Consider the following 26,976-nt stretch of genomic DNA (forward strand, 5'->3'; position numbering starts at 1 on the left):
TTGGCCCGTGCAGCAGCCCGGCGCAGGTGGATAGCGGAAGAAACTTCCGCTATTGGCCCGTGCGGCAGCCCGGCGCAGGTGGATAGCGGAAGGAACTTCCGCTATTGGCCCGTGCAGCAGCCCGGCGCAGGTGGATAGCGGAAGAAACTTCCGCTATTGGCCCGTGCAGCAGCTCGGCGCGGTAGTGTCAAGTGGTCTGTGTAGTAAGATTATCCATCGGGAATTGTGCCCGGTATGAAGTTGTTCTGCAAAGGTGCATCGCTCAAGCGAAGGCGCGGGAGGCTTTACTCGTTGCTCCCGTATCTTTCCTTGTACATCTTCTCGAAGACAGCCTTCGTCTCAGGATCACTAAAGCCTCGGATCGCTCTACCGTACCATTGCTCGTTATAATCCGTGGCTTGCAGGTAGATGATCTTCTCTGCCGCTTCAATGTTTGTTAGGCTGTTCATGGGTCGTAGACGTTTGCGCAGTTCTTTGTTGGTTCGTTCAATGGCATTGGTGGTGTAGATGGCCGCCCAAGTGAGCTGTGGATATTTGTAGAAAGTCAGCAGCGTCGGCAACTGCTCTTCCCAACTCTTCACTTCTTTGGGATACTGCTTACTCCACTTCGCCTTAAACCCGTCAAACACGGCCCTTGCGACCTCTCCATCCAACGCCGTGTAGACCAGCTTAAGATCGCCCAAGAATTCGGTTTTGTCGGCAACCCGGATTTTAGGGAACGTGGCACGGACTTTGTGCACGATGCAGTGCTGGACATCGGCTTTCGGATAGATCTCGCGGAATGCTTCTTCGAGCCCTGGCAGACCGTCGAAAGCACCAACCAGCACATCCGTTGCTCCCCGTTGTTTTAAATCCTTTAACACCTCACGCCAGCCGTTTGAGCTCTCGTGACCGCCGACGTAAAAGCCCAGGATCTGCCGGTAACCTTTTTCATCGATGCCCATGGCCAGGTAGACGACCTCGCTGCTTACGCTGTTGCGTCGCAATTTCACGTAGAGGCCATCCAAATAAATCACGGAGTAACGCCTCTCAAGCGGACGCTTCTGCCAAGCCTCGATGTCCTCCATGACGGTCCGTGTGATGTTGCTGACGGTAGTGGGCGAGTACTGCGCGCCGTACATGCTCTCGATGAACTTAGCGACCTCACGCGTGCTCATGCCACCCTTATACATCTGGATGACTGCCTCTTCGAGCCAGCCCTCGCGGCGCTGATAGGGCTCGAAGAGCTGGGTATGGAACTCACCGTTGCGGTCGCGAGGTACACGAAGATCATCGATCTTGCCATAACGGGTATCGTAGGTGCGTTCATAATAACCGTTACGGAAGTTACGGGCGTTCTCGGACTGTTCGACTTCCATAAAGTTTTTGATTTCTTCACGAAACAGTAGCTCGAGTTTGTCTTTAATCAGTTGCGTTACAGCATTATCCAGTAGATCGTTATACGCATTTTGGGGTACATTAGTCATCGAGTAGGGTCCCTCCTTGGTGGTGTCGCAATCCCGAGGATACCCTACTTTTTTGCATGCTGCCTAGACGCCAGATGCTGGTACACAGACTAATTTACATCATCCTCGGCGCAGGGGGGATAGCGGCAAAAGCTGCCGCTATGGTCCCCGGCAGTCGCTCGGCGCAGGGGGATAGCGGCAAAAGCAGCCGCTATGGTCCCCGGCAGTCGCTCGGCGCAGGGGGATAGCGGCAAGGGCTGCCGCTATGGTCCCCGGCAGTCGCTCGGCGCTGGTGGGCTGCACTTACCGAGCAGCCTGGGCTGCCTGGCCAGGGCGTCCGAACGACAGAACTTCGCCCGTGTCCCCCCTTTGCCCGTAAGTACCAGCAAGTGCCCACGCTCTCGCTCCGCCTTACTCGGCCACGCTCGCTTCGGCCGTCAGAGCCGCGCGAGCGCTTGCCGGCGCCCGCCAGATGGCGTAGCCGTAGGCCGGCAGCTCCGCATGCAGCGCACCTGCCGCGCCGGCGGAGACAGCCGCGCCGGTATTCGCGTCGCGCCACCCGGCGTCAGCCTGCGCCACCGGCACGTCGATCGAGACCGGACGCTCCTGATTGTTCATGACGATCAGGAACCGTTCGTTCGCGTCCCAGCGTTCGTAAGCGAGCACCTGGGGCTGCGACTCGATCGGCACGAACGCGAGTCCGCTGCCTCGCACTGCGGGATGTGCCTTGCGCAGCGCGATGAGGCTGCGGAAGAAGTCGAAAAGCGGTCGGTCCTGCTTGGCCGGGTCCCACTCCATGCATTGGCGGTTCAACGGATCGTGCGCGCCGTCCATGCCGATCTCGTCGCCGTAGTAGACGCACGGCGTGCCTTGGAACGTCATCTGGAAGAGCGTAGCCAGCATCAGGCGGCGCTTGTCGCCTTCGCAAAGCGTCAACAGACGCACCGTATCGTGGCTGCCGAGCAGATTAAACGCGACTTCGGAAATTTGCTGCGGATAGCTGGCCAACTGCGCGCCGATCGCATGGGCGAATCGCGTCGCGTCGGTCGTACGGTGCGCGAAGAAGTTCAGCAGAATGTTCGTGAACGGATAGTTCATGACCGCGTCGAACTGGTCGCCCTGCAGCCAAGGCATCGCATCGTGCATGATCTCGCCCAGGATGTAGGCGGAGGGATTGGCCTGCTTCACGACACGGCGGAATTCCCGCCAGAACTCGTGATCGACCTCGTTGGCGACGTCGAGGCGCCAGCCGTCCAGACCGACCTCCTCGATCCAGTAGCGCCCGACGTTCAGCAGGTAGTCCTTCACCTCGGGGTTGCCGGTGTTGAGCTTGGGCATGATCGGCTCGAAGCTGAACGTCTCGTACGTCGGCACGCCGTCCACGACGCCGAGCGGCCACTGCCGCACGCGGAACCAATCCGCATACCGCGATTCCGGGCCCTTCTCCAGAACGTCCTGGAAAGGCGCGAAGCTGCGTCCGCAGTGGTTGAACACGCCGTCGAGCAATACGCGAATGCCTCTCGCATGGCAGGCCTCGACGAGCTCCTTCAGCTTCTCGTTGGTGCCGAACTGCGGATCGACGCGCATATAGTCGGTCGTGTCGTACTTGTGATTGGTCGTCGCGGCGAACAGCGGATTGAAATAGACGGCGTCGACGCCAAGCTCGCTCAGATGATCCAGATGATCGATGACGCCCTGCAGATCTCCGCCGAAAAAGTTGGTCGGCGTGGGCACGCCGCCCCAAGGAAGCGCGTCCGGCGGGCTGATCGAAGGGTCGCCGTTCGCGAAGCGCTCCGGGAAGATCTGGTAGAATACGGCTTCCTTGACCCATGCCGGCGGCTTGTGCACGTCCTGTGGATTGAGATAGGGGAAGTCGAACAAGCCTTCGTACATGACGGTCGGCGGCTGCTCGAAAAAGCCCTTTTCCAAATAATAGACGGTCTCTTGTCCGTCCCGCAGCGCAAAGTAGTAGACCAGCCTCCGATACTTGGGCCGCACCGCGGCCTGCCAGTAGTCGAACAGCGCGTCCGAGCACCAACGCTCCATCGCGACCTCTTCGTTCGCCTTGCTCCAATCGTATTTGTCTCCGCAGATCAGGTCGACGCGGGGGACGTCCGCGCGCTTGGTCCGCAGGCGTATGTGGAGCGTGTCGTCGTCGTATGCGTAAGACCAATTCTGCCCCATTCGGTGGTATACGGCTTCGAGCTGAATCATAAAAAAAAAGGCCTCCTTATTCGGCAATAAACGCAAAAAAGGGCTCAACCTCAGATGAAAGCGAGGTTGAACCCGAAAGTTTCATTGCCTTTAAATTTCCTACAATATACCATAGGGTTCGCGAGAATTCAATGACGATTCATCGATACCCGTTCGCCGTTATAAACGGCGCCGCGCACAAGGAGGAGGAGGCGAAATGAGCGAAGCTTGCGAAGCCGTCTGGATGCGGCTGCCCGACGGGGAAGACGAATCCGAGTTGGCGCCGCTTCGGAAACTGTTGTTCGACGAAGAAGAGCAAGCGGCCTATGCCCGATACCGCTTGTCGCGCAATCGCATCGAATACCTGGCGGGCAGGCTGCTTGTCAAAAATCGTCTGGCACGCATGCTCGGAATGCCGCCGAGCGCCATTCGCCTGATTAAAGCGAGCGGCGGCAAGCTCTACGCGGCGGCGGAACCGGAATTGGCGCAACGGCTGGGACTGTACTTCAATCTGACGCATGCAGACGGCTTGGCTGCGTGCGCGTTCGGCCGGGTCGACGCCCTCGGCATCGATGTCGCGCGCTGCGGGACCGAGCATCTGGCCTTGACGGATCAGCTGTTTTTGCCGGAAGAGTCGGTTTACATTCGCGAAGCGCGGGACGAGCGGGAGTCGGCGGATCGGTTCGGCATGCTGTGGTCGCGCAAGGAGGCGGCGATGAAGGCCCGGGGAACCGGGCTGGCGCTTGCGCCGCTGGATTGCCCTGTGCCCGTCGGGACGGGGCTTGCGGAGGACTGGCATTATCGCTGGCATACGGCGCAAGTCGGCGACAGGCATTGGCTGACGGTCGCGGTCGGCCGCGCGGAGGACCGGGATTCGATCGTAACATTCGCAGAGACGAGCTGGGCGGGGGAAGTGGGGGTGTTAAAAAGTTTCGCATAGAAATTCCGAATAAGAGTTGACAAAAAGAGCGAGGCCGCACTAATATGAGTACATAAATATTCGTTTTACTTTTTTGGGAACGTTCCCAGAAATGGCGGCATCCGTATCGGCACGTTTGGGGTCGGCGACACGGCGAGTCTTTCAGCTTGTGCGGGCAGCTTGCCGCGATTGATGCGGCATTCAGACGCGGCATTCCATGACGCGAGGTTCGGTCGGCACGAAGCCAAACGATCGTTTATGCTTGTTTGGGAACGTTCCCGTTTTAGCGATTAGAAGAAAGCGCTTCATAACGGAGCGGAAAATTGCCGCCATCAGGGCGTCTGTCATGCGTGCGGTATAAGCTCTTGACGGACTTGACGAACCTGCCCGCCATGCACGAACCGTCTAACGAGAAATCGAGATAGCCATCGCTTCGCGGATCTGATAATCTCATGTTATCGTTTCTTTTGGGAACGTTCCCGAAATTGCTCGGGAATTACTTTACGGAAAGCGGGACGAATCATGGGACCTACCATTCACGACGTAGCGAGGCTGGCGAACACCTCCAAAAGCACGGTATCGCGTTATCTTAACGGACAGAAGGTCAAGCGCGCCACCCAGGAGGCGTTGGACCGGGCGATCGAGGAGCTTAACTTCCATCGCAACGCCAATGCCCGCAGGCTGGTCATGGATAAGACCAACACGATCGGCGTCGTCGTCGACAATATCTCGAACGTGTTCTACTCCGGCATTATCCGCGGCATCGAGATCGTCGCGGGACGCAGAGGCTTCAACTGCATCTTCTACAGCTGGACGTCCAACTACGGCAGCGAGCGCGAGTTCTTGTCGCTTCTATACGAGGGACAGGTCGACGGGCTGATCCTCGTCAGCTTCCAGAAGCGGACCGAGGAAGACTTGGCCGAATTCAGGGACTCGGCGTATCCCATCGCCCTCGTCGGCGATCACGGCGAGCTGGAAGGGCTCTTGTCGGTGGACGTCGACAACGCTGCAGGCCTGGAAGAGATCGTGAGCTATCTGCACGGCCTTGGCCACCGGGAGATCGCCTACATCGCGGGTCCGCCGCACGCCGGGGCGAGCAAGTATCGGCTCAAGGGCTTCCGCCAATCGATGGAGGCGCTCGGCCTGACGGAGAACCCTGCCTGGATCGCGGAGTCGGACTGGAGCAACCAGGGGGGCTACGAAGCGATGCGCAAGCTGCTCAAGGTCGGCGGCTTCACGGCCGTCGTCGCCTCGAACGACGAGACGGCGATCGGCGCGCTCCGGGCGATCCAGGAGCAGGGACTGAGCGTACCGTCGCGGCTCTCGCTGGTCGGCTTCGACGATATCTCGATCTCGGAGTGGGTGTTCCCTTCGCTCACGACGGTGCGGCAGCCGTTCCAGGAGATCGGCATGCTGGCGGCCGAGGGATTATTCCGTCGAATCGAGGGGGGAATATGAAAATGTCGACAGCCGCTCTTACAGCTTGCTGAAGCCTCATCTGATCGTCCGCGATTCTTGCGACAGACCGACTTCCATCTGACTTAAAAGAGGGTTGATGCGCATGAACACGAAAATCAACAAGTCCTTCTACGGTTACATTTTCATCGCGCCGTTTTTTATCGGATTTCTGCTGGTCGGCCTGGCGCCGATCCTGTACACCTTCTACCTCAGCCTGACCAAGTGGGACGGCTTCAGCGATCCCGTATACGTCGGCGCCGCCAACTATACCCGGCTCGTTCACGACAGCTTCTTCTTTCAGACGATCGGCACCACGCTGGTCATATGGATCATGTCGATCGTCCCGCAAATCCTGCTCGCCCTGGGGCTCGCCCTCATCCTGAACGAGCGGTTCATCCGGGGCAAGCACTTTTTCAGAGCCGTATTCTACTTTCCGCACATCGTAACCCCGGTCACCCTCGGCGTCCTGTTCAGCCTCATGTTCGACTGGCAGACGGGCAGCATCAACAAAGTGCTCATGAACATCGGTCTCGTCGACGACCCGGTCAACTGGTTCAACAACCCGTGGTGGTCGAGGATCATCGTCGCGGGCGTCATCTGCTGGCAATACTTCGGCTTTAACCTCATCATCTTCATCGCCGGGCTTCAGGGCATCTCCAAAGAAGTTTACGAAGCGGCCGAAGTGGACGGGGCGACCAAACCCGTCATCATTCGCCGAATCATACTGCCGCTGCTTCGCCCGGTCATGCTGTTCACCTTCATCACTTCGGTTATCGGCGGCTTGCAGCTGTTCGACGCGCCGCTCATGCTCGGAGACGGGCCGGGCAACGCGACGCGCACGATGATCATGTACCTGTATGAGACCGCATTCAAGAACTTCGACTACAGTTACGGCTCGGCCGTCGCCTACGGCATCTTCGTGGTCGTCATGTTCTTCACCGCGTTAACTACGCTCGCCACGAGAACGAAGGAATAGGAGGCGTCTCGCCTATGAGATCCGGATATACCCACACCAAAGCCGTGCTGTATCTCTTGCTGGCAGCCGTCGCGTTCATTTGTCTCGTTCCCTTTTACAGCATGCTGATCACGTCGACCCATGCGAACGCCGAGATCGCGAGCAAGCTGCTGCTGTGGCCCGGCACGGAGCTTGCCAACAATTACGACCGGCTCGTAGGCTCCGTCAACATCTGGCGCGGCTTCGCGAACACCGTGTTCGTCTCGGTGACGGCGACGATCCTGAACGTCTACTTCGCGGCGCTGGCGGGCTTCGGCTTTTCCAAGTACCGCTTCCGCTACCGGAACTTTTTGTTTCTGTTCGTGCTCGGCACGATGATGATCCCGGGTCAACTCGGCATCATCGGTTTCTATAAAGTCATGAGCATGCTTCAGCTTACCGACACCTACTGGCCGCTGCTGCTTCAATCGCTGTACAACGCGTTCGGCATCTTCCTGATGCGCCAATTCGCGGACGCTTCGATCCCCGACGAGATCATCGAGTCCGGACGGATCGACGGCTGCGGAGAATGGCGGATCTTCCATCGGATCGTGCTCCCGCTCATGGGGCCGGCCATCGCGACGCTCGCGATCTTCTCCTTCATCGGCAAGTGGAACGACTTCCTGACCCCGATGATCATCCTGTTCGACAACGACAAGCAGACGCTTCCCGTCATGATCGCCAGCGTCAAGTCGGCGTTCTCCTCCGACTTCGGCGCCCAGTATGTCGGCATCGCCATCTCCGTCATCCCGCTGCTCGTGTTTTTCGCCTTCATGTCGAAGCAGATCATCAGCGGCGTAGCGGCAGGCGCGGTCAAGGGCTGATCCGGGCATGCACGCACGAACGGCAATGACACTCCGCGAAAGAGGTGATGCGGGTCCCGTCGGACTGAAGAAGTTGTGAAAGCGCAGTCAACCGCAACGAACCCGTTTTACGGCTAGCTCAGGTTTCCCACTAAACGATCTAAAGGGGCGATTGCTTTGAAAAGAAAATCATGGCTTCCCGTATCGCTGGCGCTCATCCTTATCCTGACGCTGCTGTCCGCTTGCGGCGGCAACAACGGCAATAACAACGCTTCCCCGTCGTCTTCCGCATCGGCGTCTCCGTCGGCTTCGGAGCCGGCATCCCCTTCCGCATCGGCCTCGCCATCGGCGTCCGAGTCGGCTGCGCCGAGCGCGCTGTCGGGCAAGCTCGTCATCTGGACGTTTTTCGACCAGGTGAAGGACATGGCGGCGAAATTTATGGAAAAGAACCCGGGCGTGCAGGTTGAAGTCAAGATGTTCCCGGGCGACCAATATCAGACGAAGCTGCTGACGGCGTTGCAGAGCGGCAAGGATCTGCCGGATATCTTCGACCTGGAGCGCGGCTATATCGGCAAGTTCATCGACTCCAAGTACCTGGCCGACCTGTCCGCGATGGGCGCGGAAGATCTCGTCAAGGACTATGTCCCTTACGTGCAAGGACTCGGGCGTTCCTCCGACGGCAAGCTGAAGGCGATCTCCGACCACTCCTCCCCGGGCGGCTTCTGGTACCTGAAGGAGACGGCGAAACAATATCTCGGCACGGACGACGCGGCCCAAATCGGCGCGATGGTGAGCGACTGGGATAAGCTCGTCGAGACCGGCAAAAAGGTGTATGAGCAAAGCGGCGGCAAAGTCCATCTGATCGAAAGCGCGAACGATCTGTTCGACATTATGGCATACAACACGGAAGCATGGGTCAAGGACGGCGCGCTCAACATCGATCCGAAGTGGAAAGACACCTATGCCGTTCAGCAAAAAATCCGCGAAAACAACGTCGACGCCAAGCTGGACTTCATGTCGGCCGGTTGGGGCACGGCGCTTAACAGCGGCACGGTCGTGCTGACTTCGATGCCCGCATGGGCCGGCTTCATGATCGACAACAAGGACGACAAGGCCGTCGGCAAGTTCGGCGTCGCTTCTACGCCGCTCGGCTTCTACACCGGCGGCACGTACCGCGGCATCTACGACAAGTCGCCCAACAAAGAGCTGGCTTACGAATTCGTCAAGTATATCGCAAGCTCCGAATGGCAGACGTACAACCTCGGCAAGACGGGCAACATGCCGGGCCTCGCTACGGTGTATCAGGACAACATGGATTCGTTCAAGTCGACGTTCTTCGGCGACCAGAACATCCTTAAGCCTTACTACGACACCGTCATGAAGCTTCCCGCGCTGTCCGCAGACAAGTACGGCGAAGAAATCCTGAGCCTGTGGCGCAAGACGGCCGGCCAGGGCATCACGAACAAGACCGATTACGACAAGGTTGTCGCGAGCTTCAAGAAGGAAGTCAAAAACGCCTTCCCCGAAATAAAAGTCGACTAAGACAGCATTCGAAGGAGCGGCAGCGGCAGGGACCGGCTGATCGCCGCGGGCTGCGGAATCGAGAGGCAATTCTCGGCATCGCGCGGCAACTTGCGGCAACATGCGGCACCGGAGTTAAGCGGGAACGTTCCCGTTTGCCTCCGGTCCGACGCCGGCCGGCCCTTGCGCCGCACGGGCTAGCGGAAGGAGAGACAAAGAGATGCAAACCATACACGATCACATCCGGCAGCTCCGCATTATCGACGCGCACGAACATCTGGCGACGCCCGAGATTCGCCGCAGAGAGAATCACGACCTATTCTCGCTTCTGCATTATTTGGAATCGGACCTCATCACGGCCGGCATGAAGCGCGGCGCGCTCGACCGGCGTCTGGGCCTGTCGAACGAAGAACGGACTTCGATCTTTTTGAAGTACTGGCAACGCACGTCCAATACGACCTATGCCCGCATGTTCAAGCAGGCGATGGAGGAGCTTCACGGCCTTCGCGAATGGAACGCGGAAGGCATTCTGCAAGCCAATGCGAGCGTGCTCGCGGCCAGCGCCAACCCGAGCTGGTACGACGACGTGCTTGGCGAGCGGTCGGGCATCGACCTGGCTTTCACGCTTATCCAGACGACGGATTTGGGCTACGACCGGTTCAGGCCCATTATGTTTCTCGATTTTACTTTCCGATTGAATACGACGGAGGACCTCCTTGCCGTCTGGCGGGCGATGGACAAGGACGCGATCGCGCGTTCGTTCGGCGCCTACCTGGACGCGACGGACGGCCTGCTGCAACGATACAAGCAAGAAGGCATGGTCGCCACCAAGCTGGGCCACGCCTACTGGAGGACGCTGGCCTGCGGCGATCCGTCGCGGGACGACGCGGAGCGGCTTTACGACCGGCTGCTCGGCGGGGCGACGATGACGGAGAGCGAGCTGCGGCCGCTGCAGGATTATATCATCCGGCACGTCATCGAGCGGTCGACCGCGATCGACCTTCCCGTACAGATCCATACCGGCCACCACGAGACCAGCGTTTCCGGCGACGGCAACATCATCGGGCGCTCCAACGCCGAACATCTCGTGCCGCTGCTGCTCGCCTACCCGGATGCGCGCTTCGTGCTGCTGCATGTCGGTTTTCCCTATCATCAAGTGTATCTCAGCATGGTCAAAAATTTCCCGAACGCCTATATGGACTTCACGTGGGTCTACATCATCACGCCGACGGCCGCCAAGCAGACGCTGCATCAGGCGATCGAGATGGTGCCGGCGAACAAGATCCAGGGCTTCGGCGGGGACTACAATCATATCGAAGGCACCTATTCGCACCTGAAGCTGGCGCGGCGCATCGTCGCCGAGACGCTCAGCGAGAAGGTGGAAGCGGGAGCGCTCGGCGAGGCCGAGGCGATCGACTTCGCGAATCGCATCTTCCGCGGCAACATCATCGAGCTGTACGGATTGGAAGGGATGAGTTAACAAAGCTATTTCGCTTAAGTGCGAGTATAAAGGCAAGATGCGGACGCTGGCAAAGTTTTCGCAGTAGGCTTGCAAAGAACGTGACCTCGCAAAATTTTCTGCCTCTATAGCGCCATGTGGATCGTGTCGCGGAGCTTTAGAGTAACTTTTTGCCTTTACAGTAGCATGTAGGCCGGTTCGTGAGCGTGTAGAGTAACTTTTTTTCTTTACAGCGTCGTTTAGACCGGTTTGTGGAGCTGCAGAGTAACTTTTTGCCTTTACAGTACCATTTAGACCGATTTGCGGAGATGTAGAGTAACTTTTTGCCTTTACAGCGCCGTTTAGACCGGTTTGCGAAGCTGTAAAGTAACTTTTTAAATGAGGTGCCGGCGAGAGTGCGTGGTTGAAGGTGGCGGGGAGGAGGCGTGTCATGCGCGAAAATAAAGGGAACGCCGCGCAAACGGCGGAAACGGCCGGAAGAAGGTATGCGCTAGGCCTCGATATCGGCACGACCTCGCTCTGCGCGACGGCGGTCGATATACGCGACGGGACCGTCGTACGGACGCTCGTTCGGCCGAACCTCGCCGCGATCCCCGGCGAGGCGACGGACGAGCGGCTCCAGGATCCGGATCGAATCGTGGACGAGCTGCGCGCGATGCTCGAAGAATGGCGGGATCTGCTGCCGGGGACGGCGGCGATCGGCATCTCGGCGCAGATGCACGGCATCCTTTATGTCGACGGTCGCGGCAGGGCCGTCAGTCCGCTGTATACGTGGCAGGACGGACGAGGCGATCGGCCGGCGGCCAACGCGGAGACCGAGGCAGCCGAAAATGGCGCCGCACCTACGGGGCGGAAGGCCGCAGGCGGGAAACCGGGCGCCGTCGCGACGAAGAGCGGGCAAGCGGCTTCGGATGCGAAGGGAAGCGGACCGGATGCGAAGGAAAGCGGTCCGGGTGCCAAGGAAAGCGGTCCGGGGGCGAATGAAAGCGGATCGGGCCCCGAAGAAAGCGGACCGGGGGCGAAGGAAAGCGGACCGGGCGTTAAGCGGGCACAGGCGGCCGCGGACTCCGGCGGGGCGACCTACCGCGAGCAGTTGGAGGCGCTCAGCGGCTATTCCGTTCCGTCAGGCTACGGACTGCTGACGCACGACGTGCTGCGCCGGACCGGCGCGGTGCCCGCGGCGGCCGCCAAGCTGTGCACCGTCGGCGACTACGCCGCGATGCGTCTCGCGGGCCGGGCATTGCCGCTCATCGACGCCACGCAGGCGGCGGGCCTCGGTCTGTTCGACCTGCGAAGCCGGTCGTTCGATGCGGCCGCGGCGGCCCGCGCCGGCATCGACGCTTCGCTGCTGCCCGAGCTTGCCGGGGCGGCCGGCGCCCGGGCGGGTGCAAGGGAGGGCGCGGATCCAGCTTGCAAAGCGCCGGACCGCGACTTTGCGCTCGCGGCACGGGATGGCGCCATTGCCGGAAGGACGGCGGACGGCATCCCGGTCGCCGTCGCCATCGGCGATAACCAGGCGAGCTACCTCGGCACCGTGCCGGCGCTCGCGGGGGAGCCTGCTTCTTAATATAGGAACGGGCGCGCAGCTGTCGCTTTACACGGCGGAGCGGATCGAGCCGACCGGCGGACTGGAGCTGCGGCCGTTTCCGGACGGCGGCTGGCTGCTGTCCGGCGCGTCGCTCGGCGGCGGCAAAACGTACGCGCTGCTCGCCGCCTTCTACCGCGAGATAGCGGAGGCGCTCGGCGGGGGCGCGGGCAGCGTGCCGAGCGATCGCTTGTACGACGCGATGAATCGCTGGGCGCTGGCGGCGCTTGACGAGGGGCGGCCGCTGCCGCGCGTCGACGCCGCGTTTTTCGGGACGCGCGCCGAACCGGCGCGTACGGGCGAGATCGCGTCGCTGACCCCGGCGACGTTAACGCCCCAGGCGCTCACCGCGGGCCTGCTGGCTGGCGTCGCGGACGAGCTCGCCGCGTTCGCCGCGCAGCTGCCGGCGGAGCTGCTCGCGGGCGTCCGCCGCCGGGTCGGCGCGGGCAACGGCCTTCGCCGCAATCCGGCGCTGCGCCGGCTGCTGGAGGAACGGATCGGCGCACAGCTGGAGCTCGCGGGAGCGCGGGAGGAAGCTGCCTTTGGCGCGGCCGTGCATGCCGCGGTATGCGCGGGCATTTTCGCAGACTATGACGAGGCGCTGGACCGAATGGGCCGCGCCCGCCTGACGGAAGGGGATATCGTTTAAATGAAGCACAGAAAGTTCTATATGATCGGCAACGCCCATCTGGACCCGGTATGGCTGTGGCAATGGCAGGAGGGCTTCCAGGAAGTCAAGGCGACGTTCCGCTCCGCGCTCGATCGGATGAAGGAGTACGACGACTTCGTGTTCACGTCCAGCTCCGCCGCGATGTACGAATGGGTGGAAATCAACGCGCCGGACATGTTCGAGGAGATCCGTCAGCGGGTGGCAGAGGGCAGGTGGAATATCGTCGGCGGCTGGTGGATACAACCGGACTGCAACATTCCGAGCGGCGAGTCTTTCGTGCGGCAGGGACTGTACGGACAGCGTTATTTTATGGAAAAGTTCGGCGTGACCGCCAAAGTCGGCTACAACGTCGACAGCTTCGGACACAACGCCATGCTTCCGCAAATTTTGAAAAAGAGCGGCATGGATTACTACGTGATGATGCGGCCGATGCCGAACGAGAAAGGCTTACCGAGCCGGCTGTTCTGGTGGCAATCGGACGACGGCTCGAAGGTGCTGACGTTCCGCATTATGTTCGAGTACCTGTCCTGGGGCAAGGAGCTCGGCGGCCATGTCCGCCGCGCGCTCGGCGAGTTCAAGGAGCCGCTGAACGACCTGCTGTTTTTCTACGGCGTCGGCAATCACGGCGGCGGCCCGACCAAGGAAAACATCGAAAGCATCCGCGCGCTGAACGACGATCCTGAGCTGCCGAAGCTCGTGTTTTCGACGCCCGACCAATATTTTGCGGACATGGAAGCGTCTGGGCTGTCGTTCCCGGTCGTGCACGACGATCTGCAGCACCACGCGAGCGGTTGCTACAGCGCGCATTCGGGCATCAAGCAGTGGAATCGCCAGGCCGAGAACCGTCTCGCCGCGGCGGAGAATATTCGGCGCTCGCCGCCTGGATCACGGGACAGCCATACCCGCTCGCGGCGTTCGGACGCGCGTGGAAAAACGTGCTGTTCAACCAGTTCCACGACATTCTGGCGGGCACGAGCCTGGAATCGGCCTACGAGGACGCGCGTTACCTGTTCGGCGAGGCGATGGCGATCGCGGACCGCGCGCTGAACGATGCGGTGCAGTCGATCTCGTGGCGGGTCGGCATCCGGCAGGACGAAGGCATGAAGCCGATCGTCGTGTTCAACCCGCATGCCTGGGCGAGCAAGGTTAATGTAGAGCTCGAAGTCGGCGGCATCGGACCGAAGACCGTGCTGACGGACGAAAACGATGCGCCGGTGCCGTTTCAGACGGTGCAGTCGCAGGCGACCTCTGGCGGGCGTTATCGGCTGAGCTTCCTGGCCGAACTGCCGCCGCTCGGATATCGGACCTACAAGCTGGTCGCGGTGTCCGAATCGCTCAAGGCCGTCGGCGCACCGATCGCGGCGAACGATCTGGTGCTTGAGAACGGGCGATTCCGTCTCGAGTTCGATCGGGATACGGGCGCGATCAAGAGCCTGCGAGACAAGCAAGCGGAGCATGACGTGTTCGCCGGACCGGCGGCGCGCGCGGTCGTCATCGACGACAAGTCGGATACGTGGAGCCACGACGTGCTTCATTTTAATAGGGTAGCGGGCGAATTTAAGGCGGTTAAAGTGTCGCGCATCGAGCACGGACCGGTCAAGTCCGTCATTCGGGTCGTAAGCCGGTACGGCGATTCGAAACTGGTGCAGGACTTCGCGATGTATCCGGACCGCGAGTTGATCGACGTGAGCGTGACCGTCGATTGGCGCGAGAAGTTTAAGATGCTTAAGCTTGTTTTCCCGATCAACGTCATCTTCAGCAAGCATACGTACGAGACGCCTTACGGCACCATCCAGCGCGAGCACAACGGCGAAGAAGAGCCGGGGCAAAGCTGGGTCGACTACACGGGGCTCACGCGCCTGACGAACAAAATCTACGGCGTGAGCCTGCTGAACGACGCCAAGTACAGCTACAGCATCTCTGGAAAGGAACTCGCGCTCACCGTCCTGCGCAGCCCGATTTACGCGCATCACGACCCGCTCGTGCCTGAGCCGGACGGCGAATATTCGTTCATCGATCAAGGCATCCAGCGTTTCAATTATTCGCTGCTGCCGCACGAAGGCGGCTGGGAGCAGGCCGGCACCGCGCACCGCGCGGCCGAGCTGAACTGCCGGCCGACGGCGGTCATCGAGACGTATCACGAGGGCGACCTGCCGCTTGCCGATTCGTACGTGGCTTCGTTCGCGGACAATGTCGTCGTGAGCGCGGTGAAGGCCGCGGAGGACGGAAGCGGCGACTTGATCGTCCGCGTCTACGAGACCGAAGGCCGCGCCACGCAGGCGGAGATTGCGCTGCCGCGGTTCGCGCGCACGATTCGCGCGGCGTTCGGACCTAGCGAGATCAAGACGTTCCGCGTGCCTCGGGATGCGGCGCGGCCGGTGGCGGAGACGGATCTGCTGGAGCGGGGCGTTTAAGACACGGAGACGTAAGCTGGGAACAGTCGGTGCCTGCTCGGTGCGATAGGGGAAAAGAGTTCACTAGCGTTGCATTAAAACTAACGCATTAAATTTAGCTCCAATTAATTACTATATTTTCCATTCCGTGTTACTTTTTCGTGGATAGGCATGAAAAAATCTCCTATTGTAGAGGTGTGTAGGTTGCAATCCGTACACCAATACAAAGGAGACCTGCGTCCTTGAGTGTAACGGATTCTACAACAATGCGTCAATGCTTGTCTATGTTGCCACTGGCCGATTTCTCGGCTCCCTGTTTGGATTATCGCGTTCGCAAACTCCGATGTGCGAACTTGCTTAAAGTGTTTATCGCTGCCCAAATCTGCGGGTGGGACTCGCTTCGCCGAATCGAGCTGGAAATCGCGGCGGACCCTTTGCTGCAGCAGGAATTTGGTTGTGCAATCTCAGCTTCTCAACTTTGCCGGCGCATCGACGATTTTCCCAGCTGCGTGCTTGAGGCCCTCTTTCATGCCTTGCTTTCCCGTATTCATCACCACACGGTGCGGCAAAAGAAATGGCCTTCGGCTAAGCTCTACGCTGTCGATTCAACCAACCTGCGGTTGCCGCAGCAATTGGCCGACTGGACCTATGTGACTCGAAGCCGCAGCGGCGTTAAGGTGCACACACGCCTAGCCATTTTGCCGGATGGGAACTGCTTCCCAGATCGCATTGTACCGTCGACGGGCAATGTAAGCGACTATGAGGGCTCGGATCTGCTTGTCGTCGATCCCGATGCCACTTACCTGCTGGATCGTGGCTACGTCTCCTACAAACGGATGGATCAGTGGCTCGAACGAGATTGCCACTTTGTTCTGCGGATCAACACGCACCACTTGGTTAAACAAGTGCTCGAAGCGTATCCGACCGATGCAAGTGATCCGGGACTCTGCCGGGATGCCATTGTCTATCTGGGCGGCACTTTTCGATGGATGGAGCATCCCGTGCGGCTCGTCGAGTTTCGTGATGAAAAGGGACGCTTGTACCGAATCGCAACTTCCCGGTTTGATTTATCCGCTCGGGAAATCGCAGATTTATACCGGCAGCGATGGCAGGTTGAGCTTTTCTTTCGCTGGATGAAGCAGCATCTGAAGTTCGCCAAGCTCTACAGCTACAAGCCGCAAGCGGTTTGGAACCACATCTTGCTGGCCATGATTGCGTATAGCTTGATCTTTCTGCTGAAGATGCAAACCAAGGCGAACCAAACACCGTGGCAACTGTTGCGGCTGATACGTGTCTATGCGTTTCGAAGTTGGCGTGGCTTCCTGGAAGCCGCAAGCAAGGTGCCAAGAGGAAGGACCAAAGGTCGCCAAGCTCGTAAAACACCAGCTCCGCCGTTACAGCCGCAACACTGCGATGTGGCGCTAACGAAGCCGTCGAAAAGAAAAAGACGATAAAACCCAATTTTTGGATTTCGCAACCTACTTTATCTCACCTCTTCTCTTTTTGGAAAGTGGAGCGAAAAGGGGATGTAAAATTTTACGCTAAGAAACTTTTTGAGGGAAATGATTAATGTACGTCAGCGTTTATGCAACGCTAGTGAAAAGAGTTCCGCTAAGGCGGTGGAGAGCGAGGCTGGCGGGTGCGATAGCGGAAGAAAGTTCCGCTAAAGCGGTGGAGAGCGAGGCTGGCGGGTGCGATAGCGGAAATAAGTTCCGCTAAAGCGGTGGAGAGCGATTCTGGCGGGTGCGATAGCGGAAGAAAGTTCCGCTAAAGCGGTGGAGAGCGAGGCTGGCGGGTGCGATAGCGGAAGAAAGTTCCGCTAAAGCGGTGGAGAGCGATTTTGGCGGGTGCGATAGCGGAAGAAAGTTCCGCTACAGCGGTCGTGAGAGAAGTTGGTCGGTGCAAAAGCGTTGCGAGGCCGGTCGGTGCTGAAGCGATAAACCGCGATCGCACGCGTACTCGCCGGAGCCAGAGACTTCAGCGACATAAAGTATAAAAAAAGGAGGTGCCGCGCATGAGCCGGACGTTGGAGGATCTGATCGCTCGATATCCGGAGCTGGCCGTCTGCCGCGCGGATATCGAGCGGGCCTACGAAGCCGCGCGCAGCTCGTTCGAGCGAGGCGGAAAAATGCTGCTTGCCGGCAACGGCGGCAGCGCCGCGGATTGCGAGCATGTAGTGGGCGAGCTGATGAAAGGCTTTATGTCGCCGCGCCGGCTTGGAGAGGGCGAGCGGGAGAAGTTTGCCGCGTGGGGCGAAGAGGGGGGCGTATATAGCGGACAGGCTTCAGGGCGCGCTGCCGGCGATCTCGCTCGTCAGCCAGTCGGCGCTGGCGACGGCCTACATCAATGACGTGGCGGCCGACATGGTGTTCGCCCAGCAGGTGTACGGTTACGGCCGGCCGGGGGGATACGCTTGTCGTATTCAGCACGTCCGGTAACTCGGTCAACGTCGTGCGCGCGGTCCAGGTCGCCAAGTCGCTGGGCCTTGCGACGATCGCGTTCACCGGCCGCGGAGGCGGCAAGCTCGCATCATTGTGCGACGTCGTCATTCGCGTACCCTGCGAGCGGACGCCCGACATCCAGGAGCGGCATCTGCCGATCTATCATGCGCTGTGCATCATGCTCGAGGAGACGTTTTTCCCATGAGGCGGCTGCTCGGAGGGCTGGACATCGGCGGCACGAAGTGCGCTGCTGTCATCGGAGCGGCGTCGGAGACCGGGATCGACATTCTCGGAAAAACGAGCTTTCCGACGCCCGCGACGCCGGAGGCGACGATGTCGGCGTTGATCGCGGCGCTCGAAGCGCTCCTGGCCGAGCATGGCGGACCTATCGGCATGGGCGGGGACGCGGCGATAGCGACGGCCGAAGCAGGGGCGCCGCCGGAGCCGGACGGAACGCGATCGCATGATCGCGCGCTTAGCCGCCTGGCCGCGATCGGCGTCAGCTGCGGCGGCCCCCTGGACAGCGAGGCCGGCCTCGTGCTGTCGCCGCCCAACCTGCCGGGCTGGGACGCCGTCGACGTGCTCGCGCCGCTGCGGGAGCGGTTCGGCGTGCCGGCCGCGCTGCAAAACGACGCCAACGCCTGCGCGCTGGCGGAATGGCGCTGGGGCGCGGGGAGAGGCACCCGGCACATGGCGTTCCTCACATTTGGCACCGGAATGGGCGCGGGTTTGATCTTGAACGGCAGGCTGTACGCCGGCGCGAACGATATGGCGGGCGAGGTCGGCCATATTCGTCTGCGGGAAGACGGTCCGGTCGGCTACGGTAAGGCGGGCTCCTTCGAGGGCTTTTGCAGCGGCGGCGGCATGGCGAGGCTGGGCATCGGTATGACCGAGGAATGGCTGCAAGCGGGCAAGACGACCGCGCTTCCTACCGGAGCCGACGCCGAGACGACGCTGACGGCCCGCCTGATCTTCGAAGCGGCCAGGGCAGGCGACGAGCTCGCCGCGCTGATCGTGCGCGTCACCGGCATCGAGTTGGGCCGAGGCCTCGCCGTGATGGTCGACGTGCTGAATCCAGAAGCGATCGTCATCGGCAGCATCTACGCCAGGCAGGAGCCGCTGCTCGCGCCAATCGTGCTGGAGACGCTGCGGCGAGAGGCGCTGCCGCGCTCGCTGGCCGCATGTCGGATCTTGCCGTCGCAGCTAAGGGAGAACGTCGGGGACGCGGCGAGCCTGTCGGTCGCGCTGCACGCGCTGGAGGCGTGAGCGAACGCGCGGTTGGCGGGACTCGTACGGCCTGTCCGGCATACAAGGTCAGTTTGGCCGGCGAGTCTCGCAATGGAAGGCAAAGGAGGCACGAATGATGTTCGATTGGTTACTCGCTCCCGATTCGTACGGAGGGGCCGATGAAGCGACGAAGGCGCGCTGCACGGTAAGGCTGACCGAGGCCGGCGGCACATCGTCGGAGCTGCAGCTCGCCCGTGTGGACGAAGCGTCGACGAATAGCGACGGTAATCCACGGGGCGAAACCCGCTTCGTCTTTGCGGACGAGGCGGGCGGCATCCGCGTCGTCTTGATCGTCCGGCGGGAAGGCGACTGCGTGACCGGGCGTGTCGAGGCGGAGATTGTCAACGAGAACGCATTCGGACGCCAACGGACGTTCGCGCCCTCGGGCGCGGTCGAGCTCCGGCTGGACGCGGGCGCCGCGCCGGGACGCTGGATGGCGGTCTACCAGCACAAGGACTGGTGGACGCGGCCTGCCTTCGGCAGCGACTGGCGGGACGTCCCCGAACGGACCCAATCGCTGCTTTGCGGCGGCGACGGAAGCTACTTGCAGGTGCTGCCCGTCAGCGGCGGCGCGATCCGCGCAGACGTGTCGGGCGGCGAAGCGGGCATCGTCGTCCGGCTGACGCCCGGCGCGTCAGGCCTGACGCGGCTTGCCGCGGTTGCGTTCGTGCTCGGCGTCGGCGACGATCCGTACGCCCTTGTCGAGCGGCATGCGGCCGTCGCCGCCAAGGCGCTCGGCAGGACCGGCCTGCTGCGTTCATCCAAGACGTATCCCCAGCTCCTCGATCGTCTGGGCTGGTGCAGCTGGGATGCGTTTTACCACCAAGTCAACGAGGAAGGACTGCTTCAAAAAGCGGAGGAGCTGCAGCGTCTAGGCGTGCCTGTAGGCTGGATGATGATCGACGACGGCTGGTCGGACGTCCGGGACGGCAAGCTGGCGCGGTTCGAGGCGGATGCGGCGAAGTTCGCGCACGGGCTCGGCCGCGCCGTCAGCCAGCTTAAGGACCGGTTCGGCATCGGCCATGTCGGCGTCTGGCACACGATCGCGGGCTATTGGGGCGGCGTCGATCCGCGAAGCGAGGAGGCGCGCGAGTACGGCCGGTTTCTGCGCGCGAATGCCCGCGGGCAGCTGCTCCCGTCGCCGGAGCACGGCGAAGCGTTCGGCTTCTGGCACGGCTGGCACGATTGGCTGTCGCGCCAGGGCGTAGATTTCGTCAAAGTGGACAGCCAGAGCGCCGTGTCGAATTTCTGGGAAGGCTCGCACGCCGTCGGGGACGCGGCCTCGGCGGCGCATGCGTCGCTGGAAGCGTCGGTGGCGCTGCATTTCGAATCGGCGCTCATTAATTGCATGGGCATGGCGGCCGAGAACGTATGGCACCGCCCGCGGTCCGCCGTCTCGCGCAGCAGCGACGACTTCGTGCCGCAGGACCTGCGCGGCTTTGCGGAGCATGCGCTGCAGAATGCCTACAATTCATACTGGCACGGCGCCTTCTACTGGGGAGATTGGGACATGTTCTGGACGCGGCACCAGGATGCGCGGGCCGGGGCGCTGCTCCGCGCGATCAGCGGCGGCCCGGTCTACGTGAGCGATCCGCCCGGGCAGACCGACCCCGCGCTGTTGCTGCCGCTCGCATACCGCGACGGCACGTTGCTTCGCTGCGACAGGGTCGCGGTTCCGGCTCCCGACTGCTTGCTTCGGGATCCGACGCGGGAGGCGCTGCCGCTGAAGCTTTGGAACATGGCTGGAGGCGCCGGCGTGGTCGCGGTCTTCCGGCTCGACGCCGAGACAGCCGGGATGGCGGCGTCGATCGGTCCGAGAGACGTGCCGGGCCTGCGTGGCGAACGGTTCGCGCTGCACGAGCACGGCTCGGGCGTGGCAGCGATCTTGCGCCGCGACGAGGCGCTCGCGGTGTCACTCGCGCCAGGCGCCAGCGGGATCTGGACCGTCGCGCCGCTGGCGGATGACTTCGCGCCGCTCGGCCGGCTCGACAAGTTCGCCGGCGCGCATGCGGTGCTGTCCTGCGCGGCGGACAGCCGCGGCCGGATGCGCATCCGCGTCCGGGAAGGCGGCGGACCGTTCGGCTTCGTCTCCGACAGAGCGCCGATATCCGCGCAGGCTGATGGCGCGGATGTCGAAGTTAGAAGCGCGTCCGCGCGCTTTTACACCGTCGAATTGCCGGAGGGCATCGGAGAATGCTGTCTTGAGATCGAGCTCGCCGCAGCCGAGAATCCTTGATTTGAGCGGGATTCCGCTCCTTGACCGGATTCGCCAGACCCGCGAGGGGTGGCGAATCCGGTTGTTCTTTTCCCGGGAAATAACGTCAATTGCCGCGGAGATGCCGACATGCTTTTACTCCTTTAACGACATCTGATACGCTATGGGGAGAACTGTAGATTAAAGGAGAGAAGTGGAGCAAGTGGAAGCATCGCTTAATGTCGGCTCGCCGGCGCCCGGCTTCGTGCTGGAGAGCGCGGAAGGGCCGGTCAGTCTCGGCCAATATCGCGGCCGCAAGGTCGTGCTTTACTTTTATCCGAAGGACAACACGCCGACGTGCACGCAGGAAACATGCGATTTCCGCGATGCGCATCCGGCGTTCGGAGATTCCGGGGCCGTTGTGCTCGGCGTGAGCCCTGACGATCTCAAGTCGCACCGTAAGTTCGCGGACAAGTTCGGCTTGCCGTTTTTGCTGTTGTCGGACCCCGACCACCGGGTAGCCGAATTGTACGGCGTCTGGCAGCAGAAAAAGCTCTACGGCCGGGAATACATGGGCATCGTCCGCTCGACGTTCCTCATCGACGAGGAAGGCATCCTGCGCCGCGAATGGCGCAACGTGCGGGTGAAGGGACATGCGGATAAGGTGCTGGAGGCGGTAAAAGGGTGAGGAGGAGAAGGTTTGAACCGGGCTGCGCATGACAGTTTGTTTTAATAGCCGTATTTATGTTTGAGGGGTTGCTTCGTGGCCCGAGCGAAATTAACTGCCCAAAGCGTTAGAGGCAGTTGCATTCGCTCGGGCTGTTTTAATTTTAAGAAGGTTGTGGCTCAGCGTTTCTTCTTTATGCGCTTTTGTCGAAAAAAGTCTTCCGAAATGCGGGAAATGGTATAAAATAGAATTCGCAAATGATGAAATGAACGCGGGGAAGGAAGTCGAAATTGAAAAAACTGTTGGTTGCATTTTTAGCGATTCTCTTAATGGCTGGCCCGTTGCTCGTGCCTCCGCAGGCGAGCGCGGCGACCGGCTTGAAGTTTAAGTCCGTTTATTCGGATTCAAACACGACGGTCGCATTGGACAGCGACGGCCATATTTGGGCGTGGGGGATCAATAGCTCCGGCCAATTCGGCGACGGGACGAAGACGGATTCGTCGATCCCCCGAAAAATCGACGTGACGGACGGGGGGAACGCCCGTGACGTTCCAGGATGTCAAGACGGGCTGGTCGAGTTCTATCGCGCTCGATACTGAGGGTAATCTGTGGTGGGCTGGCGCTTACATGGTGGCTTCAGGCAACGCGCCGGGATCGGATTTTTTGGACGAAGCTGCCCGTATTGGACGGCGGCACGGAAGTGACGTTCACGGGGGATGACGATAGGGAGATTCACCGCGTTCGCCATCGACAGCCGCGACGGCAGTATTTGGGGCTGGGGCCGTACGATCGGCAATGCGCCGGTCAAGCTGTCCATTACGGACGGAGGAATGCCTGTCGCATTTAAGCAAATATCGGACAGCAACGAAGATGCGATTGCGCTTGATACGTCCAACCGGATCTGGAACCTCTACGTAGTCGGTTTAGTCAACAGCAAATATGCGCTCGATGACGGCGGGGTACCGGTCGACTTCCGGTCGATCTCGACAGGCAACGGCTCGGGAAGCTCCTCCTCTTACATGCTGCACGCCGCCGTTGATGTCGGCGGCCGGGTCTGGACATGGGGCGAGAACGAATCGGGCCAACTGGGAGACGGAGGAACGACGGACGACTTTACGCCTGCGCAACGAATGATCGAAGAAGCGGGAATCCCGGTATTCTTCGATTCCGTATCGGCCGGTGATAGATTCGTTCTGGGCCTGAATGCGAACGGCGATATTTGGAGCTGGGGGCTAAACAGCCAAGGACAGCTCGGCAACGGTACGACCAATAGCGGGCCGCCGGGTAAGCTGACCGTGACGGATGGCGGAATGCCGGTTCATTTCGTATCGGTTGCCGCCGGATACGGTCGGTCGTACGCGATCGACGAAGATGGCCGAATCTGGACTTGGGGCAACGGGACGCTGGCGCCGGTCAAATTAAAATTTGACCCTTCGGTCACGCTGAGCGTCTCTCCGGCATCCTCATCGACCAAGTTGCAGTCGGTTACATTGACGGCTACGGTGACCGGCGATGTAGAGACGCCGACCGGCACGATCGAGTTCTATGACGGCTCCACCTCGCTAGTCAGCAGCGTCCCGCTCATCGGCGGCGTCGCGACTTGGACCACAACATCGCTGAGCGTGAGTACGCATTCGCTAAGCGCCAATTACTCAGGGGACGACAGCTACACGTCGCAAGTCTCCGCCAACGTCTCTCACCAGGTCAGCATGCCCGCAGCGCCCGATCTGACGCTTACGCCTTCGACGACGAGCGATACGTTCGACCCCGTGACCGTGAACATAACGGCGATCGCGAACGGCAGCGGCAATTCGCTCAGTCTCTTGAAGTGGTTGTCCGGGAACAAGGTCGTATCGGACTTCGCAGCTTCAGGTACGGACGTCACGGTCTCAATGGCGTTCAATGCGGCGAGCAACGGGACTTATACGGTTTATGCAAAGGATATGGCGGGCAGTGAGACGGTCAAGACGATTGACTTGACCAACATTTTGCAGGCCGGCGACGCGGCGGCGCTGGACGCGGCGATCGCGACGGCGCAGCAGGCGCTGGCGGACCATCCGCAGGGGACGAACGTCGGCGAGGCGCCGGCGAGCGCCCGGAACACGCTGCAGACGGCGATCGACGCGGCGCAGGCGGTGTCGGACGATGCGGCGCATCGAACGCAGGGACAGCTGGACGCGGCAACGGCGACGCTGAACGCCGCCATCGGGGTGTTCAACGGAGCCGTGATCGGAGCGGGCGACGCGGCGGCGCTGAACGCGGCGATCGCGACGGCGCAGCAGGCGCTGGCGGACCATCCGCAGGGGACGAACGTCGGCGAGGCGCCGGCGAGCGCCCGGAACACGCTGCAGACGGCGATCGACGCGGCGCAGGCGGTGTCGGACGATGCGGCGCATCGAACGCAGGGACAGCTGGATGCGGCAACGGCGACGCTGAACGCCGCGATCGGGGTGTTCAATGGAGCCGTGATCGGAGCGGGCGACGCGGCGGCGCTGAACGCGGCGATCGCGACGGCGCAGCAGGCGCTGACGGACCATCCGGAGGGGACGAACGTCGGCGAGGCGCCGGCGAGCGCCCGGAACACGCTGCAGACGGCGATCGACGCGGCGCAGGCGGTGTCGGACGATGCGGCGCATCGAACGCAGGGACAGCTGGACGCGGCAACGGCGACGCTGAACGCCGCCATCTCGGCATTTGAATTGACGGTAGTCGGCGTCGTTCTGGACGTTCCGGCGTCCGGCTTGTACGGGAAGAACGCACAGCTTGTCTTCACCTTGACCTACCTGGAGCCGGTGAACGTCGCAGGCACGCCGCGGCTGCCGATCACGGCGGGCACCGGTTCGGGGACGCAGTCTGTTTATGCGGTTTATACAGGTGCGACAGGCCAGTCGACGAAGACGTTAACCTTTAGCTATACGCTCACCGAAGGAATGGTGGACGAGGACGGCATACAGCCGGCTTCGCAGCTTGAATTGGCGGATGGCGCCGATATCACTTTTGTCTCGGACGCCGCGCAGGCCCCTTTAAGCTTCAACGTGCCGGATGCGAGCGGCATCCGATTGCTCGGCGTAGCTCCGGAGCTCGTGCTTGAGGCGACGCCGGTTTCGAGTATCAAGGCGAACGTCGCGGCGACGGCGACCGTCTATGGAGAACAAACTGCTGGAAACTCGCTGGCAAAGCTGAACTGGATGACGGGAACGCACAGCGTCTCCGACTTTGCCAACGGCACTGCAGGAACTTCAATTCTCCCATCCGCTGCGTTTGAAGTGACGGCGAACGGGCCCTACTCCGTTTACGCCCGGGATGCTGCCGGCAACGAGGCGGTAAAGACGATCACGATCTCGTCCATCTCCACGCCGGAAGGTCCTGAACGTCCGCGAACGACGATCGAAACGTCGCCGGAAGGCGTTCTGGTCCGCATCGCGCCGCCGGACATCGTGAGGGAGGTTGAGGCGGACGGCACGGTCATCGATAAAGTCGTACTGTCCGACTACCTGATGGATCAGATTCGGGACAGGCTTGATGAAGTCGACCTTTCAAAGGTAATCCTGGTGATTGACGATTCGGAGCAGGCCGTAGAGACGGAGTTCCCGGCGGAAAAGCTGGGGGGCGCTGCTGACCTCGTTCCCCGACATTCGATTCGAATCGCGATTGAACGGCTCCAGCTTCGAACTGCAGGTGAGCGTGCTTGATCTGGCGGACCTCGCATCCCGGCTCGGCGTCGATATGAAGAATATGAAGGTGAATATCTGGGCATCGAAGGTCGCGGGTTCGACGAGAACCGGGCTGGAGCGGTTGGCCGGAGCAAAAGGGATGAAGCTGATCGGTCAAGCCGTCGAATTCCGAATCACGGTATCGACAGGCAGCAGGTCGCTGGAAGTGAAGGACTTCGGCGGCACGTACATGGTCCGTGCGATCGTCCTGGAGGACGTCAAGGCGGGCGGCAGCTATACGGCCGTCGTCTACGATCCGAGCGCGTCGTCGCTGTCCTTTGTCCCGGCCGTCAAGGGAACGAGGAGCGACGACAAGAAGCAGCTGTCCATGCGTTCGCCGCACAACAGCATCTATGCCATTATGGAAACGACGAATCGTTCGTTCGATGACTTGATCGGCCATTGGGCGAAAGATGACGTGGAACTGCTGGCCGCCAAGCAGATCGTGGAGGGCGTGTCGGATACGAGATTCGCGCCGAACGGAAAAATTACGCGGGCGGAATTCCTCGCCCTGCTCGTACGCGCGATGGGGCTAAGGACACAGGCAGACCCGACGGCTCAAGTCTTTGCCGACGTTCCCGCAAACGCCTGGTTCGCGTCGGAGGTGGCGGCTGGCGTGAAAGCCGGTCTGGCGAGAGGCGTGACGGAGGAGCGGTTCGACCCGAACGCGCTTGTGTCGCGAGAGCAAATGGCGTTGATGCTGGCCAATGCGCTGACGCTTGCGGGAGAACCGGCAAAAGCAGGCGGCTACGGCTACGTCCTGGCAAGCTTCGCCGACGAGGAGCAAGTCTCGCCTTGGGCCCGCTCGGCGGCGGAACGGATCGCCGCAGCCGGCATTATGCGCGGGACGGCCGACGGTCGCATGCTGCCGAAAGCCTTCGCAACACGGGCGGAAGCGGCATCGACATTGAAGCGGCTGCTGCTGGCCGTGCATTTTATCGATCAATAGTTGTCGCAGATGCAGCCGGGCAGACGGGATAGCAAGCCTTCCGGTGCCCGGTTTTTGGGCCTGCCGGTCTTGCGGATGTCGTATGGCGCACGAGGCGGAGAAATGCTTCCGCTGCTATTGCAGACCGCAGGGAAGATCAGGCGGAGAGGCGGCAGCATCTCCGGTTGACGCTGTCACGCAGCAAGTCTATAATAGCTTCAATTGATTCGGTTTATAGTGAACCGCGGTTCATCACCGGCGCCGTATGAAGGCGTTAGGCCCGCATAGGAGGCTCGTCTACTTCTC

Annotated in this window: 22 protein-coding genes; 20 read left to right on the forward strand and 2 right to left on the reverse strand. The window is 61.1% G+C overall.

Going from position 1 to position 26,976, the window contains the following annotated elements; genetic code table 11:
• Positions 1 to 284: 284 nt before the first annotated feature.
• Complete coding sequence (locus tag OMP40_RS12945) at positions 285 to 1,466, reverse strand: IS256 family transposase (RefSeq protein ID WP_277531830.1); 1,182 nt, start codon at positions 1,464 to 1,466, stop codon at positions 285 to 287.
• A 390-nt stretch (positions 1,467 to 1,856) separates the two neighbouring features.
• On the reverse strand, positions 1,857 to 3,659 hold the full coding sequence (locus tag OMP40_RS12950; RefSeq protein ID WP_277531832.1) for an alpha-glycosidase: 1,803 nt from the start codon (positions 3,657 to 3,659) through the stop codon (positions 1,857 to 1,859).
• A 196-nt stretch (positions 3,660 to 3,855) separates the two neighbouring features.
• On the opposite strand from OMP40_RS12950, the gene OMP40_RS12955 reads away from it, so the two are divergent.
• The 20 genes from OMP40_RS12955 to OMP40_RS13050 all read left to right on the forward strand — a co-directional run bounded on the left by OMP40_RS12955 (position 3,856) and on the right by OMP40_RS13050 (position 26,691).
• Positions 3,856 to 4,578, forward strand: coding sequence for a 4'-phosphopantetheinyl transferase family protein (locus OMP40_RS12955; RefSeq protein WP_277531834.1), 723 nt, complete (start codon positions 3,856 to 3,858; stop codon positions 4,576 to 4,578).
• 501 nt (positions 4,579 to 5,079) lie between these two features.
• On the forward strand, positions 5,080 to 6,015 hold the full coding sequence (locus OMP40_RS12960; protein WP_277531836.1) for a LacI family DNA-binding transcriptional regulator: 936 nt from the start codon (positions 5,080 to 5,082) through the stop codon (positions 6,013 to 6,015).
• A 103-nt stretch (positions 6,016 to 6,118) separates the two neighbouring features.
• Positions 6,119 to 6,991: a carbohydrate ABC transporter permease gene (locus OMP40_RS12965; protein ID WP_277531838.1), complete on the forward strand. Its 873-nt coding sequence runs from the start codon at positions 6,119 to 6,121 to the stop codon at positions 6,989 to 6,991.
• Positions 6,992 to 7,005: 14 nt separating this feature from the next.
• Entirely contained in the window at positions 7,006 to 7,833 is an 828-nt protein-coding gene (locus OMP40_RS12970; RefSeq protein ID WP_277531839.1) for a carbohydrate ABC transporter permease, read from the forward strand.
• Positions 7,834 to 7,989: 156 nt separating this feature from the next.
• Positions 7,990 to 9,354, forward strand: a complete 1,365-nt coding sequence (locus OMP40_RS12975; RefSeq protein ID WP_277531840.1) for an ABC transporter substrate-binding protein — start codon at positions 7,990 to 7,992, stop codon at positions 9,352 to 9,354.
• A gap of 199 nt (positions 9,355 to 9,553) precedes the next feature.
• Positions 9,554 to 10,813 (forward strand): amidohydrolase family protein, encoded by a 1,260-nt coding sequence (locus tag OMP40_RS12980; RefSeq protein WP_277531841.1) that lies wholly within the window; start codon positions 9,554 to 9,556, stop codon positions 10,811 to 10,813.
• A gap of 409 nt (positions 10,814 to 11,222) precedes the next feature.
• Positions 11,223 to 12,359, forward strand: coding sequence for an FGGY family carbohydrate kinase (locus OMP40_RS12985; protein ID WP_277531842.1), 1,137 nt, complete (start codon positions 11,223 to 11,225; stop codon positions 12,357 to 12,359).
• Positions 12,253 to 13,026, forward strand: a complete 774-nt coding sequence (locus tag OMP40_RS12990; RefSeq protein WP_277531844.1) for an acetate and sugar kinases/Hsc70/actin family protein — start codon at positions 12,253 to 12,255, stop codon at positions 13,024 to 13,026. Before OMP40_RS12985 ends, OMP40_RS12990 begins: the two co-directional genes overlap by 107 nt.
• Positions 13,027 to 14,094, forward strand: coding sequence for an alpha-mannosidase (locus OMP40_RS12995; RefSeq protein WP_277531846.1), 1,068 nt, complete (start codon positions 13,027 to 13,029; stop codon positions 14,092 to 14,094).
• Entirely contained in the window at positions 13,983 to 15,461 is a 1,479-nt protein-coding gene (locus tag OMP40_RS13000; RefSeq protein WP_277531848.1) for a glycoside hydrolase family 38 C-terminal domain-containing protein, read from the forward strand. Before OMP40_RS12995 ends, OMP40_RS13000 begins: the two co-directional genes overlap by 112 nt.
• A gap of 263 nt (positions 15,462 to 15,724) precedes the next feature.
• On the forward strand, positions 15,725 to 16,894 hold the full coding sequence (locus OMP40_RS13005) for an IS4 family transposase (RefSeq protein WP_277533158.1): 1,170 nt from the start codon (positions 15,725 to 15,727) through the stop codon (positions 16,892 to 16,894).
• 560 nt (positions 16,895 to 17,454) lie between these two features.
• Positions 17,455 to 17,790, forward strand: coding sequence for a phosphoheptose isomerase family protein (locus OMP40_RS13010; RefSeq protein ID WP_277531849.1), 336 nt, complete (start codon positions 17,455 to 17,457; stop codon positions 17,788 to 17,790).
• Positions 17,787 to 18,086, forward strand: coding sequence for a D-sedoheptulose-7-phosphate isomerase (locus OMP40_RS13015; protein ID WP_277531852.1), 300 nt, complete (start codon positions 17,787 to 17,789; stop codon positions 18,084 to 18,086). The genes OMP40_RS13010 and OMP40_RS13015 overlap by 4 nt, the downstream gene beginning before the upstream one ends.
• The gene (locus tag OMP40_RS13020) at positions 18,083 to 19,147 is read left to right on the forward strand and encodes an ROK family protein (RefSeq protein ID WP_277531853.1); all 1,065 of its coding nucleotides are present in this window, start codon (positions 18,083 to 18,085) and stop codon (positions 19,145 to 19,147) included. Before OMP40_RS13015 ends, OMP40_RS13020 begins: the two co-directional genes overlap by 4 nt.
• Positions 19,148 to 19,244: 97 nt before the next feature.
• Positions 19,245 to 21,404 (forward strand): Sip1-related alpha-galactosidase, encoded by a 2,160-nt coding sequence (locus OMP40_RS13025; protein ID WP_277531854.1) that lies wholly within the window; start codon positions 19,245 to 19,247, stop codon positions 21,402 to 21,404.
• A gap of 172 nt (positions 21,405 to 21,576) precedes the next feature.
• Positions 21,577 to 22,050: a peroxiredoxin gene (locus tag OMP40_RS13030; RefSeq protein WP_420871925.1), complete on the forward strand. Its 474-nt coding sequence runs from the start codon at positions 21,577 to 21,579 to the stop codon at positions 22,048 to 22,050.
• A gap of 151 nt (positions 22,051 to 22,201) precedes the next feature.
• Positions 22,202 to 22,417, forward strand: a complete 216-nt coding sequence (locus OMP40_RS13035; RefSeq protein ID WP_277531857.1) for a hypothetical protein — start codon at positions 22,202 to 22,204, stop codon at positions 22,415 to 22,417.
• Positions 22,407 to 22,628 carry a hypothetical protein gene (locus OMP40_RS13040; RefSeq protein ID WP_277531858.1) on the forward strand — a complete coding sequence of 74 codons (222 nt, stop codon included), beginning with the start codon at positions 22,407 to 22,409 and terminating at the stop codon, positions 22,626 to 22,628. Before OMP40_RS13035 ends, OMP40_RS13040 begins: the two co-directional genes overlap by 11 nt.
• A 117-nt stretch (positions 22,629 to 22,745) precedes the next feature.
• Positions 22,746 to 25,721: an Ig-like domain repeat protein gene (locus OMP40_RS13045; protein WP_277531859.1), complete on the forward strand. Its 2,976-nt coding sequence runs from the start codon at positions 22,746 to 22,748 to the stop codon at positions 25,719 to 25,721.
• The gene (locus OMP40_RS13050) at positions 25,681 to 26,691 is read left to right on the forward strand and encodes an S-layer homology domain-containing protein (protein ID WP_277531862.1); all 1,011 of its coding nucleotides are present in this window, start codon (positions 25,681 to 25,683) and stop codon (positions 26,689 to 26,691) included. Before OMP40_RS13045 ends, OMP40_RS13050 begins: the two co-directional genes overlap by 41 nt.
• Positions 26,692 to 26,976: the final 285 nt, after the last annotated feature.

It is taken from the genome of Cohnella rhizosphaerae, from assembly GCF_029525575.1.
In the GTDB taxonomy this organism is placed as follows: domain Bacteria; phylum Bacillota; class Bacilli; order Paenibacillales; family Paenibacillaceae; genus Cohnella; species Cohnella rhizosphaerae.

What these genes read in the sequence shown, in the direction of transcription:
- OMP40_RS13045 (WP_277531859.1), top strand. Translation starts at nt 22,746, where the DNA reads ATGACGATAGGGAGATTCACCGCGTTCGCCATCGACAGCCGCGACGGC.
- OMP40_RS12980 (WP_277531841.1), top strand. Translation starts at nt 9,554, where the DNA reads ATGCAAACCATACACGATCACATCCGGCAGCTCCGCATTATCGACGCG.
- OMP40_RS13025 (WP_277531854.1), top strand. Translation starts at nt 19,245, where the DNA reads ATGTTCGATTGGTTACTCGCTCCCGATTCGTACGGAGGGGCCGATGAA.
- OMP40_RS12955 (WP_277531834.1), top strand. Translation starts at nt 3,856, where the DNA reads ATGAGCGAAGCTTGCGAAGCCGTCTGGATGCGGCTGCCCGACGGGGAA.
- OMP40_RS12960 (WP_277531836.1), top strand. Translation starts at nt 5,080, where the DNA reads ATGGGACCTACCATTCACGACGTAGCGAGGCTGGCGAACACCTCCAAA.
- OMP40_RS12945 (WP_277531830.1), bottom strand. Translation starts at nt 1,466, where the DNA reads ATGACTAATGTACCCCAAAATGCGTATAACGATCTACTGGATAATGCT.
- OMP40_RS12950 (WP_277531832.1), bottom strand. Translation starts at nt 3,659, where the DNA reads ATGATTCAGCTCGAAGCCGTATACCACCGAATGGGGCAGAATTGGTCT.
- OMP40_RS13005 (WP_277533158.1), top strand. Translation starts at nt 15,725, where the DNA reads ATGTTGCCACTGGCCGATTTCTCGGCTCCCTGTTTGGATTATCGCGTT.
- OMP40_RS13020 (WP_277531853.1), top strand. Translation starts at nt 18,083, where the DNA reads ATGAGGCGGCTGCTCGGAGGGCTGGACATCGGCGGCACGAAGTGCGCT.
- OMP40_RS12965 (WP_277531838.1), top strand. Translation starts at nt 6,119, where the DNA reads ATGAACACGAAAATCAACAAGTCCTTCTACGGTTACATTTTCATCGCG.
- OMP40_RS12995 (WP_277531846.1), top strand. Translation starts at nt 13,027, where the DNA reads ATGAAGCACAGAAAGTTCTATATGATCGGCAACGCCCATCTGGACCCG.
- OMP40_RS12985 (WP_277531842.1), top strand. Translation starts at nt 11,223, where the DNA reads ATGCGCGAAAATAAAGGGAACGCCGCGCAAACGGCGGAAACGGCCGGA.
- OMP40_RS12970 (WP_277531839.1), top strand. Translation starts at nt 7,006, where the DNA reads ATGAGATCCGGATATACCCACACCAAAGCCGTGCTGTATCTCTTGCTG.
- OMP40_RS13010 (WP_277531849.1), top strand. Translation starts at nt 17,455, where the DNA reads ATGAGCCGGACGTTGGAGGATCTGATCGCTCGATATCCGGAGCTGGCC.
- OMP40_RS13015 (WP_277531852.1), top strand. Translation starts at nt 17,787, where the DNA reads ATGACGTGGCGGCCGACATGGTGTTCGCCCAGCAGGTGTACGGTTACG.